Here is a 12148-nt window from a genome sequence, read left to right as displayed (position 1 = left end):
GGCCATGGGACGGTATGTCCTCCGGCGACTGTCGCAGATGGTCCCGGTCTTCGTCGGGGCCACGCTGCTGATCTTCCTGATGGTCAACGTGATGGGCGACCCCGTCGCCGGTCTGTGCGGGGAACGGCAGTGCGACCCGGCGACGGCGGCCCGGCTCCGGCGGGAGTTCGGCCTCGACAAGCCGCTGTGGCAGCAGTACCCGGCCTACCTCGGCAGCGTCTTCACCGGGGACTTCGGCACCGCCTTCAACGGCAGGCCGGTCGCGGAGCTGATGGCGGAGGCTTTCCCGGTCACCATCCGGCTGACCGTCGTGGCGGTGCTCTTCGAGATCGTCCTCGGGGTCACCCTGGGCGTGGTGACCGGACTGCGGCGAGGCCGCCCCGTCGACACCTCGGTCCTGGTGCTCACCCTGGTGGTCATCTCGGTGCCCACCTTCGTCACCGGGCTCCTGCTCCAGCTGCTCCTCGGGGTGGAGTGGGGGTGGATCACACCCTCGGTCTCCGCCGACGCGGGTCTCGGCGAACTGATCGTCCCCGGTCTGGTCCTGGCGTCCGTGTCCCTGGCCTACGTCACCCGGTTGACCCGCGCCTCGGTCGCGGAGAACCGGCGCTGCGACTACGTCCGCACCGCCGTCGCCAAGGGGCTCCCGCGACGTCGGGTGGTGACCCGGCACCTGCTGCGCAACTCCCTCATCCCCGTCGTCACGTTCATCGGGACGGACATCGGCGCGCTCATGGGGGGCGCCATCGTCACCGAGCGGATCTTCAACATCCACGGCGTCGGCTACCAGCTCTACCAGGGCATCCTGCGTCAGAACACGCAGACCGTCGTCGGTTTCGTCACCGTGCTGGTGCTGGTCTTCCTCGCCGCCAACCTCCTCGTCGACATCCTGTACGCCGTGCTCGACCCGAGGATCCGCTATGTCTGACGCCCTCCCCTACGAACCGCGGAGCGCCGTCGTCGGGACCGGTGGCGACCGACCGGGCCCCGAGGGCAGGGGTCGGGGGACGGTGAATCGTCCCGGCCCGTCGGACGTCGGCCCGCCCGGTTTCCCGGACCCGGCGGACGCTGCCGCCGGCCGCGCGCGGGGGCTGTGGTCGGACGCCTGGCACGACCTCAGGCGCGACCCGGTGTTCCTGGTGTCGGCCACGGTGATCCTGTTCCTGGTGTTCGTCTCTGTCTGGCCCTCCGCCATCGCCTCCGGGAACCCGCTCCACTGCGACCTCTCGCGGGCGCAGGAAGGCGCCCGGCCAGGTCACCCGTTCGGGTTCAACGGTCAGGGCTGCGACGTCTACACACGCACCGTGTACGGCGCCCGGACCTCGGTGGCGGTCGGTGTCCTCGCCACCCTCGGCGTCGCGGTCCTGGGCAGCGTGCTCGGGGGACTGGCCGGGTTCCTCGGCGGGATGTGGGACTCGTTGTTGTCCCGGGTCACCGACATCTTCTTCGCCATCCCCGTCGTCCTCGGCGGTCTCGTCCTGCTCTCGGTCGTCACCAGCGACACCCTGTGGCCGGTGATCGGGTTCATCGTGCTGCTCGGATGGCCGCAGATCTCCCGCATCGCCAGGGGCGCCGTCCTGACCGCCCGGCAACACGACTACGTCCAGGCGGCCCGCGCGCTCGGCGCCTCGCCGTCCCGGCTGCTGTTGCGCCACATCGCGCCCAACGCGGTCGCGCCGGTCATCGTGGTGGCGACGATCGCCCTGGGCACCTACATCGCCCTGGAGGCGACCCTTTCCTTCCTGGGCGTCGGCCTGAGGCCGCCGAGCGTGTCGTGGGGCATCGACATCTCCGCCGCCGCGCCCTACATCCGCAACGCCCCGCACGCCCTGTTGTGGCCCTCCGGGGCGCTCGCCGTCACCGTCCTGGCGTTCATCATGCTCGGCGACGCCGTGCGCGACGCCCTCGACCCGAAGCTGAGGTGAGCCGCCGTGCTGCTCGACGTACGCGACCTGAGCGTGGAGTTCCGCACCCGGGACGGGATCGTCCGGGCGGTCGACGGCGCCCGGTTCCACGTGGACGCGGGCGAGACCCTCGCCGTCCTCGGCGAGTCCGGTTCCGGCAAGTCCGTCACCGCCCAGGCGGTGATGGGCATCCTGGACAGCCCACCCGCCCGGATCACCGGCGGCGAGGTGCTCTTCGCGGGACGCGACCTGCTGACCCTGGGCAGGGACCAGCGCCGCAGGGTCCGGGGATCCGAGATGGCGATGATCTTCCAGGACGCCCTGTCCTCCCTCAACCCCGTGCTTCCGGTGGGCGACCAACTCGGCGAGATGTTCGTCGTGCACCGGGGGATGTCCCGCAAGGACGCCCGGGCGCGGGCCGTGGAGCTGATGGACCGGGTGCGCATCCCCGCCGCCCGCCAGCGAGCGCGCCACTACCCGCACCAACTCTCCGGAGGCATGCGCCAACGGGTCATGATCGCCATGGCCTTGGCCCTCCGGCCCAGTCTGATCATCGCCGACGAGCCCACCACCGCCCTCGACGTCACGGTCCAGGCCCAGATCATGGACCTGCTGGCGGAACTCCGCCGCGAGTACCGCATGGGGCTCGTCCTCATCACCCACGACCTCGGCGTGGTCGCGGACGTCGCCGACCGGATCGTCGTCATGTACGCGGGGCGGGTCGTGGAGTCGGCGTCGGTGCACGACCTCTACAAGGCGCCCGCCCACCCCTACACCCGGGGCCTGTTGGAGTCGATCCCGCGCCTGGACCGCAAGGGCGGGGAACTCCACGCGATCAGGGGACTGCCGCCCGGTCCCACCCGGGTGCCGCCCGGGTGCGCCTTCCACCCGCGCTGCCCGGCGGCCCGGGACGTGTGCCGCGCCGACGCGCCGCCGCCGCACCCGATCCCGGGCGCCCACGGCGACCGGGTCAGCGCCTGCCACTTCTGGAAGGAGTGCCTCCGTGGCTGAAGCCGGCACCGAGCCCCTCCTGGAGGTCCGCGGTCTGGTCAAGCACTACCCCCTGTCGACCGGTGGCCTCCTCCGCCGACGCGTCGGCGCCGTCCGGGCCGTCGACGGTGTCGACCTCACCCTGGGCGCCGGCGAGACGCTGGGCATCGTGGGGGAGTCCGGCTGCGGCAAGTCCACGATGGCGCGGCTGCTGGTCAGCCTGGAACGACCGACCTCGGGCAGCGTCCGCTACCGGGGCGAGGACATCACCCGGCTGTCCGGCCGGGCGTTGAAGGCGGTCCGCCGGAACATCCAGATGGTCTTCCAGGACCCCTACACCTCGCTCAACCCGCGGATGACCGTCGGGGACATCGTCGGCGAGGCCTTCGACATCCATCCCGAGGTCGCGCCGAAGGGCGAGCGGCGTGCCCGAGTGCGCCAGTTGCTGGACGTCGTCGGCCTGGATCCGTCGTTCGTCAACCGCTATCCCCACCAGTTCTCCGGCGGTCAGCGCCAGCGCGTCGGCATCGCCCGGGCGTTGGCCCTCCGCCCCGAGATCATCGTGGCCGACGAGCCCGTCTCGGCACTCGACGTCTCGGTCCAGGCCCAGGTGGTGAACCTGATGGCGCGGCTGCAACGCGAGTTCGCGCTGTCCTACGTGTTCATCGCGCACGATCTGTCCATCGTCCGGCACATCTCGGACCGGGTCGGGGTCATGTACCTGGGGCGGATCGTGGAGACCGGGAGCGACACCGAGATCTACGAACACCCCACCCACCCCTATACCCAGGCGCTGCTCTCGGCGGTGCCGGTTCCCGATCCCGGCGCCCGCGCCCACCGCCGGCGGATCGTCCTCTCCGGGGACGTCCCCTCACCGGCGGACATCCCCTCCGGCTGTCGCTTCCGCACCCGGTGTTTCCGCGCCCGGGAGCGGTGCGCGTGGGAGGTGCCGGAATTGACGGTACCCGTCTCGCTGCGCTCGGCGTCGGGGCCGGCGGCCCACGACTCGGCGTGTCTCTTCGCCGAGCCCCCGGACGACCGTCCCCTCGCCCGGACCCCCGGAGGGCCGGCCGACCCGCCGGCCGATCGCCCGCGCTGACCGACGTCCCCACCGCCCGGTCGCGCCCGGGCCTCTCCGCGGCCTCCGTCGTCGCCGGTGCCGTCCACCCCCCGGGGGCGTGGCGTCGCGGCGGGCCGTGGACGCGCAGGTCATCGACCGGCTCCCCCGGCCGTGCGCCCCCCGTGCGGCCGTGCGCCCAACGATGCACGGATCCGGATGGCTATGATCACTGGTGCGTGGTGGGTATCAACAGGACGCTCTCCATGTGGAATTACCCGTGTGGATGTGCTCGACTGGATCCACCCGTGCGGGTCGTGAGGGAGGCGATGCCCGTCCTCGCGGACCGTCCGTCCGTCCTCTGTCCCCGGGCTCTTTGGAGGTGAGCCGCCGTGGCACTCTCGATTTCGGCGGTGGTGCTGCTGGCGATCATCGTCTTCCTGCTGATCAAGAAGTCGGGACTGAAGGCCGGCCACGCGATCGTCTGCATGCTGCTGGGCTTCTACCTCGCCTCCTCCACCATCGGACCCACGATCAGCGAGGTGACGTCCAACATCGCGGGGATGATCGGCAGCCTCAAGTTCTGACGTCCCGACCACGCCCCACCGAGGCGGACCCGGTGAGCGCGACCTGAGCTTAGGCTGGGGTCATGACGGAAGAGCCCTCCAGGCGTCTGCTGCTGGTGCACGCGCACCCGGACGACGAGTCGATCAACAACGGCGCGACGATGGCCCGGTACGCCGCCGAGGGCGCCGGGGTCACGCTGGTGACCTGCACGCTCGGCGAGCGGGGCGAGGTCGTGCCGCCCGCCCTGCGCCACCTGACCGGAGCGGCCCTCGGCGAGCACCGCCTCCGTGAACTGGCCGCCGCCACCGCCGCCCTCGGCGTCCACGACGTACGGCTGCTCGGCGGGCCGGGCCGATACGCCGACTCCGGCATGATGGGGCTGCCCGACAACGAGGACCCGGGGTGCTTCTGGCAGGCGGACGTCGAGGAGGCCGCCTCGCTGCTCGCCGACATCGTCCGCGAGGTCCGCCCCCAGGTCCTCGTCACCTACGACGCGAACGGCGGCTACGGCCACCCGGACCACATCCAGGCCCACCGGGTCGCCACCCGCGCCGTCGCACTAGCGGCCGAGACCGGCTGCCCGGTCGAACGCGTCTACTGGAACCGGGTGCCGCGCTCGGTCGGGGAACGGGCCTTCGCCCGCCTGCGGGAAGCCCTGCCCGACCTGCCCTTCGCCCGGGCGGCCTCCCTCGACGACGTCCCCGGGGTCGTCGCGGACGACCGCGTCGCCGTGCGGATCGCCGCCGAGAGCACGCCCCACGCCGCGGCGAAGGCCGCCGCCATGCGGGCGCACGCCACCCAGATCGAGGTGGCCGAACCGTACTTCGCGCTCTCCAACGGCCTGGCCCAGCCGTTGTTCACCACCGAATGGTACGAACTCGCCGACGCAGACGCCCCGAGCGCGCCCCACACGGACCTCTTCGCCGGCATCCCGGAGGCCGTCGGATGACCGGCGTCGACTCCCCGCGCCCCCTCCGGCCGCCGGCGCGGCCCTCCCTCGGACGCGCCCTGGCGTACCTCCTGCTGCTCGTCGCGGGCGCCGTGGTGGGGACGGCGGGCGCGCTGACGCAGTCGGCGCGCCCGCCCGGCGGCCTGCTGCTCGCCCTCGCGGCAGAGGTGGGGGTCTGCGTCGGCGCGGCCGTCCTCGTCGGTACCCGGGGGGCCGCCGTCGTGACGGCGGCGGGCTGGTCGCTGGCCGTCGTCCTGCTGACCACCAGCCGCCCGGAGGGCGACTTCCTCTTCGCGGCGCAGGCGGGTTCGTACCTCTTCCTGCTGGGCGGTATCGCCCTCGCCGTGCTCTGCGCCACCCTCGCCCCGGTGAGGTTCGGGGCCGCCGGGGGCCCTCTCCCCGGTGGACCAACCGAAGAGGACGCCTGACACGCCCGAGGCCGGACCGCGGTCCGCCCGCCCGGCGACGGCCCTTCGAATGAAGGCGCTCCGTATGCCGAGTACGGGGCCGACGGCGCGGCACGGTACGGGCGGGTTTCGTCGCGGCCCCGGGCCGAGCGCCGGCGACGGCCAGTATGGTGGAGCGCGCCGCCGAGCCGCCCCGTGCTCTCCGAGCAGGGCGGACTCCCAGCTTGACGCAGTGCGGGCGGTGGAGCCAACCGGGAGAACCAGCCTTGAGTCGTGAAACTGACAGTCCGTCCGCCGGGTCCGGCGGGGCCGGTGACGCCGCGTACCCCTCCGGCACGCCGCCCTACGGGACACCGACGGCTCCCGACGCCGGCACGGACGAGGTCCGTCCGGCCACGCGGGCGGAGCAACGCAGGACCGAGACGACGATGACGACCCGGATCCGGATCAACATCCCGGGATCGCGGCCCATCCCGCCGGTCGTGATGCGCAAGACCGTCGAGGGGGGCGGGGAGAGCCCCGCGGACCCGGAGGCCACCACGGCCGCACCCGCCCCCGACGCCCCGCCGGCTCCCGCCGCGTCCCCCCCTCCCACGCCGCGCCCGGCCGCGTCCGGCGGTCCCGCCACCGCCGAGCCGCCCGGGAGCGCCGGCGAGAAGCCGACCAGCGACTGGTTCGCCCCGCGCCGCCCCGGGCCCGTCGTCCCGCCCGGCGCCGGCGGAACCGTCGGACCTCCCGCGCCCGGTCGAGGCACCGGCGGTCCGGGCGCCACGAGCGGCCCCGGCCAAACCCGGGGCGGGGACCTGCCCAGCGCCACCGGCGGCCCGGTCGCCCCCGGACACGGCGGAGGCACCGGCTCCTTCGACCTGACCGGCGCCCTCGGGTCCGCGCCGCGCGCCGACCGGGCGATGACCCACGGCACGGATCCGGCCTCCCAGGCCGGTGACCCGACCCGTCCGGCGGACGGTCGGAGCCACCCGCGGCCCGGGCCCACCGGCGGTCCGGTGACGCCCGACCCGGCGCCCGGCGGCCTCACCGCGGCGGGCCCCTTCGCCGCCGGCGGTCCCCCCGCGCACGCCTCGGTCGGGCAGGGCGTCACCGGAGTCCCCTCCGGGGTACCCCGGACGCCGGACCACGAGAGCCTCGGGGAACCGGATTTCGGCGTCACCGGCCCTGCCGACGCCCGTTCGGTCGAGGACACCGCGGCGCTCACCCCGCAGCTCCACACCCCCGACCCCGCGGCCGCGTTCCCGACCCCCTCGCCCGACCGAAGCGCCGCGCCCTTCGTCCCGGGTGGGCCCGGCGACGGGCGGGGCCGGCAGACGGCGCGGCCCGCCGATCCGCTCCCACCGGCAGACGAGCCGTCCGCACCGGCGAAGGCGAAGGGGCGGAACAAACTCGCCCTGCTCGGACTCGGAGTGCTCCTCGTCGTGGGCGGCGCCTACGGCGGCGGGTTGTTGATGAACCACTCCGACGTGCCGAAGGGAACCACCGTGCTGGGCGTCGACATCGGCGGAGGTACCCACGACGACGCGGTGCGGAAGCTGGAATCGGCCCTCGGCGAGCGAGCGGCGCTGCCGCTCGGGCTGACCGTCGACGGTGCCACGGTCGATCTCCGACCGGACCAGGCGGGGCTCCGCCTCGACACCCAGGCGACCGTCGCCACGGCGGCGCGCAGCGATTACCACCCGGTCTCCGTGATCGGCTCGCTCCTCGGACGCGAACGCGCCGTCGAACCGGTTCTCCCCGTCGACCGGGAGAAGCTGTACGCGGCCCTGGAGCGGACGGCGGGCGAGAGCGGATCGGTCACCGAGGGGTCCATCCGCTTCGAGTCGGGGCGCGCCGTCGCCGTGTATCCCGAGGCGGGAGAAGGGGTCGACGTGGAAGCGGCGGCCGACGCGGTGGTCCGCGCCTACCGGGTCCGACTGGAGTCCGGTGGCTCCACACCGGTGCCGGTCCCCACCACCACCCGGGAACCCACCGTCACCAAGGCGGAAGTCGACCGGATGATGCGGGAGTTCGCGGAACCGGCCATGTCGGCGAACGTGGTGGTGCGAACCGACGAGGCCGCCGCGGTGCCGATGAGCCCGCAGAACTCGCTGTGGAAGTTCCTCGGCGTGGAGGCCGTCGACGGCAAGCTCGTCGACAAGCCGGATCTGGACGCTTTGGCGGAACTGTACGGCGGGGCCTTCGACGGCGTGCTCGTCACCCGGGGCAACGGCGAGCGTACCCCCGTGACCCCGCAGGACGTCTACGCCGCGCTGCGCCCCGCCCTCACCAGCCCCACCGACCGCGTCGGTGTGATCGACACCGACCCGAGCTGACGCCCGTCCCCCGGGGGACCGGGGCGGGCTCTCGTGCGCACCCGGCCCGGCCGACCCGGCGGAAGTCGTCAGGCGGTATCGCCCCGTCCGGGCACGGAGTCGCCGGGCGGGCCGGGCGCCCGGTGGTGGTAGGCGTGGTGGGGGGCGAACCCCATCCCCGCGTACAGGGCCCGCGCCGCGACGTTGCCGGTCTCGACCTGAAGGCAGGCGGCCGAGGCGCCCTCGTCGAGCGCGCGCTCCGCGAGCGCCCCCATCACGGCGGTGGCGAGACCGCGTCGCCGCGCGGTGGGATCCACCTCAACCGCCCCGAACACCGCCCACCTGCCCTCGACGACACACCGCCCGATCGCGCGTGGGGCCGACGGCCCCGGCACGGTCGCGAACCACACCGACGACCCGCCGGCCAACACACGCCGCGCCGCCTCGGACTCGCCGACGCGCCCGTAGCGGGCGATCCACGCGTCGTCCGCCTCCCGGGAGAGCGCGACGTCGGCACCTCCCGCCAGATCGCCGATCGGCGCCGGCGCGCCGACCCACACCTCGGCGGCGCCCTCGCGCACCCAGCCCCGTCGGTCGAGCCGCGCGCCCAGTGACTCCCGGGAGTCCTCCGGGCCGGTCGCCGTCTGGAGCAGCGGCGGCAGGCCCCGCTTGGCGTACCAGCGGCGCGCCGTTTCCAGCGCCCGGTCCAGCGGCATCCCCGGATCGCCCAGCGGCAAAACCGAGTTGGCGCGACGGGTGAAGCCGCCGGAGGCGCGCAGCACCCAGTCGCCCAGCCGCTCGCTTTCCACGGGCGGCCAGGCCGCCGCGGACACCCGGGCCAGTTCCTCGAAGGAAGTGACGGTTCCTCGTCGACGCGCGGGCGAAGGCGGGACGACCTTGCCGGCGACGAGCGCGGATTCCGGAATCTGTACGGTGTCCCCGTCCTTTCGTGTGATCACGAGCACACCGTCGTCCCAGGAAGTGAGCGTCCCGACCGCGTCGGCGAACCGGTGCGCCGTGCCGTGAGGGGTGAGCAGGCGACGCACGGAGACCCGTCTTCCCACGTCAGCCCGGGTGATGCGGACCTCAAGCCGGCCGCCGGTCGATATTTCCACGAGTCGGTACACCCCTCCTGTTCGGATCACGCCCCGGAACGGAGATACTAGGGGTGGGCATCGACGACGCCGCGCTCCCGCGCGCCAGGCGGCGGAGCCTGAGGTGGCCCGCCAGCGCCCGTATCGAGGAGGAACGACAGCGTGACCTACGTCATCGCGCAGCCTTGTGTCGACGTCAAGGACAAGGCGTGCATCGAGGAGTGCCCGGTCGACTGCATCTACGAGGGCCGGCGGTCCTTGTACATCCACCCGGACGAATGCGTCGACTGCGGTGCCTGTGAGCCGGTCTGCCCGGTCGAGGCGATCTTCTACGAGGACGACACTCCCGAGGAGTGGAAGGACTACTACAAGGCGAACGTGGAGTTCTTCGACGAACTCGGTTCGCCCGGCGGCGCCAGCAAGCTCGGTCTGATCGAGCGGGACCACCCGTTCATCGCCGCGCTGCCGCCGCAGGCCGGCTGACCGGCCGGCGATCGGCACCCCGCTCCGCCTCGGTCCCGTCGGGGGCCGAGGCGTTCGCCGTACCAGAAAGCGAGCTTCGTCCGTGTCCGCAGTCACCGACCGGTTGCCCCTCTTCCCCTGGGACAAGCTGGAGCCCTTCAAGCGGAAGGCCGCCGCTCACCCGGGCGGCATCGTCGACCTGTCGGTCGGCACCCCCGTCGACCCTGTGCCCGAGCCGATCCGCCGCGCGTTGGCCGACGCGGCGGACTCGCCGGGGTATCCGACGGTCTGGGGCACTCCCGAGCTGCGCGACGCGATCACGGGGTGGGCCGAGCGTCGGCTCGGCGCGCGCAACGTGACCCACCGTCACGTCCTGCCGGTCGTCGGTTCCAAGGAACTGGTGGCCTGGCTGCCCACCCAGCTGGGGTTGGGGCCGGGCGACCGGGTCGCCGTCCCACGTCTGGCCTATCCCACCTACGAGGTCGGGGCGCGCCTGGCCCGTGCGGAGTTCGAGCCCTACGACGATCCGACGGATCTGGACCCGACCGGGCTGAGGCTGCTCTGGCTGAATTCCCCCTCCAATCCGACCGGTGCCGTCCTGACCGGCCCGGAACTGGCCCGGATCGTCGCCTGGGCCCGTGAGCACGGGGTGCTCGTCGTCTCCGACGAGTGCTATCTGGAGCTGGGCTGGGAGGCGGAGCCCGTCTCGGTCCTGCGTCCCGACGTCAACGGTGGTTCCCACGACGGGCTGATCGCGGTCCACTCGCTGTCCAAGCGGTCCAACCTCGCCGGGTACCGCTCGGCGTTCCTCGTCGGCGACCCCGCGGTCCTGGGGCCGCTTCTGGAGATCCGCAAGCACGGCGGCCTGATGACCTCGGCCCCCACTCAGGCCGCGACGATCGTGGCGCTCGGGGACGACGAGCACGTCCGTCACCAGCGCGAGCGCTACGCGGCGCGGCGCGAGACCCTGCGCGAGGCGCTGCTCGGGCACGGTTTCCGGATCGAGCACAGCGAGGCCGGCCTCTACCTGTGGGCCACGCGCGACGAGTCCTGCTGGGACACCGTCGCCCGGCTCGCCGACCGCGGCGTCCTGGTGGCCCCCGGGGACTTCTACGGTCCGGCCGGCGAGCGCTTCGTCCGGGTGGCCGTCACGGCGAGCGACGAGCGGGTCCGCGCCGCGGCGGACCGACTCCGCTGACCCCGAGCCGGGGTCTCCGCGTGGGACCCCGGCGGTCGCCGCCCGGCCGGGAGGGCCGGCGCGCGTTCCGGTGGTGCTCCGGGGAACGCCTCGCTCCGGGGCGGCCGGGCCGCTCCTGCCCGTGGAATCAGCCGGACACCACGATCCGCACGTCCCCGCCGTCGGGGGAACTCCCCTCTCCCGGCGTGCCCTCGGCGGACGTCGCCGGCCGCCAACCCGGGTCGGTCGAGCCGACGGCCCACTCCCGGTCGGCGTAGGACACTCGCTCGATCCCCAGGGCCGAGGCGTTGGCCACGGCCCAGTGCGCCACCTGCCAGCCGCGGCGTCGCGCCTCCTCCTCGCCGCCCCCGTCCGGATAGGCCCCCACCGGCAGCGTCACCGTGCGTCGGGTCGGGTCGTCCGGGCGAGACTCGGACGGTCCGGGGGAGGCTCCGGCGGAGCCGTCCGCCGCCGGGGTTCCGCCGACCGGGTCGGTCCGCGTCCCGGTGGGTCGGAGCACGTCGGGTCCGAAGTCCCGGGCCAGCGCGGCCCGGACCTCCTCCGGGTCCCCGGGGCCGTCGGTGTCCAGGCCTCGGCACGTCAACGCCGCCTCGGTCCGTCCGGTCAGGGCGGCGGCGAGCAGCGCGGCCTCCGGTTCGTGCTTCGCGTAGGCCTCGGGGAACGCGCTGCGCTGCACCCGCTGCGCCGCCACCGTCAGCGGCAGCCGGGTGTAGCCGGGGACCTCGGCCAGGTGGTCGTAGAACCGACCGGCCGCGTACGTCGGTTCCATGATCTCCTCGGGTGATCCCCAGCCCTGCGAGGGACGTTGTTGGAAGAGTCCGACGGAGTCGCGGTCGCCGTAGTCGATGTTCCGGAGCCCGGACTCCTGCAACGCGGTCGCCAGGGCGATGGTGACCGCGCGCTCGGGCAGCCCGCGAGCGGTGCCCACGGCGGTGATGGCCGCCGCGTTGGCCGCCTGCTCCGGTTCGATCGTGTGGACCGCCCCGTCGTCCTCGGCGGAGACGACCACGCATCCGGGCCGGCCCGCGCTCCCCGTCACGTACTGAGACGCCAGGTAGCCGGCGACGGCGAGCAGCACCGCGACGGCCGCACCGGACCGGGCGGACCGGCCCAGGCGGCGGGGCGGGGAGGTCTGTGGCACACCTCCAAGGTACGGGAGGCGCCTCCCCCCGGGGGGAGCTTCGATGCCCGGCGGTGCCCGGCCGGTGGCGCGATAA

Annotated in this window: 12 protein-coding genes; 10 read left to right on the top strand and 2 right to left on the bottom strand. The window is 73.8% G+C overall.

The window, feature by feature from the left end; all coding sequences use genetic code 11:
* The first annotated feature begins 4 nt into the window (after positions 1–4).
* The 8 genes from JEK78_RS06750 to JEK78_RS06715 all read left to right on the top strand — a co-directional run bounded on the left by JEK78_RS06750 (position 5) and on the right by JEK78_RS06715 (position 8198).
* Positions 5–928: an ABC transporter permease gene (locus JEK78_RS06750; protein WP_200263196.1), complete on the top strand. Its 924-nt coding sequence runs from the start codon at positions 5–7 to the stop codon at positions 926–928.
* Entirely contained in the window at positions 921–1925 is a 1005-nt protein-coding gene (locus tag JEK78_RS06745; protein ID WP_200263195.1) for an ABC transporter permease, read from the top strand. Before JEK78_RS06750 ends, JEK78_RS06745 begins: the two co-directional genes overlap by 8 nt.
* A 6-nt stretch (positions 1926–1931) precedes the next feature.
* Positions 1932–2915, top strand: coding sequence for an ABC transporter ATP-binding protein (locus JEK78_RS06740; RefSeq protein ID WP_200263194.1), 984 nt, complete (start codon positions 1932–1934; stop codon positions 2913–2915).
* Positions 2908–3993 (top strand): dipeptide ABC transporter ATP-binding protein, encoded by a 1086-nt coding sequence (locus tag JEK78_RS06735; protein ID WP_200263193.1) that lies wholly within the window; start codon positions 2908–2910, stop codon positions 3991–3993. The genes JEK78_RS06740 and JEK78_RS06735 overlap by 8 nt, the downstream gene beginning before the upstream one ends.
* A 350-nt stretch (positions 3994–4343) precedes the next feature.
* A complete protein-coding gene (locus tag JEK78_RS06730; protein WP_200263192.1) occupies positions 4344–4538 on the top strand; it encodes a hypothetical protein in 195 nt (64 codons plus the stop codon).
* Between the two features lie 62 nt (positions 4539–4600).
* A complete protein-coding gene (mshB, locus tag JEK78_RS06725; protein ID WP_200263191.1) occupies positions 4601–5467 on the top strand; it encodes an N-acetyl-1-D-myo-inositol-2-amino-2-deoxy-alpha-D-glucopyranoside deacetylase in 867 nt (288 codons plus the stop codon).
* A complete protein-coding gene (locus JEK78_RS06720) occupies positions 5464–5895 on the top strand; it encodes a DUF6113 family protein (protein WP_200263190.1) in 432 nt (143 codons plus the stop codon). Before mshB ends, JEK78_RS06720 begins: the two co-directional genes overlap by 4 nt.
* Before the next feature lie 245 nt (positions 5896–6140).
* Complete coding sequence (locus tag JEK78_RS06715) at positions 6141–8198, top strand: hypothetical protein (RefSeq protein WP_200263189.1); 2058 nt, start codon at positions 6141–6143, stop codon at positions 8196–8198.
* Between the two features lie 68 nt (positions 8199–8266).
* On the opposite strand, the gene JEK78_RS06710 is transcribed toward JEK78_RS06715, so the two are convergent.
* Positions 8267–9292: a GNAT family N-acetyltransferase gene (locus tag JEK78_RS06710; protein WP_200264024.1), complete on the bottom strand. Its 1026-nt coding sequence runs from the start codon at positions 9290–9292 to the stop codon at positions 8267–8269.
* Positions 9293–9433: 141 nt separating this feature from the next.
* Between JEK78_RS06710 and fdxA the strand changes: the two genes are divergently transcribed.
* Positions 9434–9754 (top strand): ferredoxin, encoded by a 321-nt coding sequence (fdxA, locus tag JEK78_RS06705; protein ID WP_200263188.1) that lies wholly within the window; start codon positions 9434–9436, stop codon positions 9752–9754.
* Positions 9755–9836: 82 nt separating this feature from the next.
* Entirely contained in the window at positions 9837–10931 is a 1095-nt protein-coding gene (gene dapC, locus JEK78_RS06700) for a succinyldiaminopimelate transaminase (RefSeq protein ID WP_200263187.1), read from the top strand.
* A 127-nt stretch (positions 10932–11058) separates the two neighbouring features.
* Here the strand turns inward: dapC and JEK78_RS06695 are convergent, their stop codons facing one another.
* Complete coding sequence (locus tag JEK78_RS06695; RefSeq protein WP_242483289.1) at positions 11059–12072, bottom strand: heavy metal transporter; 1014 nt, start codon at positions 12070–12072, stop codon at positions 11059–11061.
* Between the last annotated feature and the right edge of the window lie 76 nt (positions 12073–12148).

It is taken from the genome of Streptomyces sp. HSG2, from assembly GCF_016598575.1.
Lineage (GTDB): Bacteria > Actinomycetota > Actinomycetes > Streptomycetales > Streptomycetaceae > Streptomyces.
Note: the sequence above shows the minus strand (reverse complement) of the source record. Positions and strands in the feature narration are given on the sequence as shown.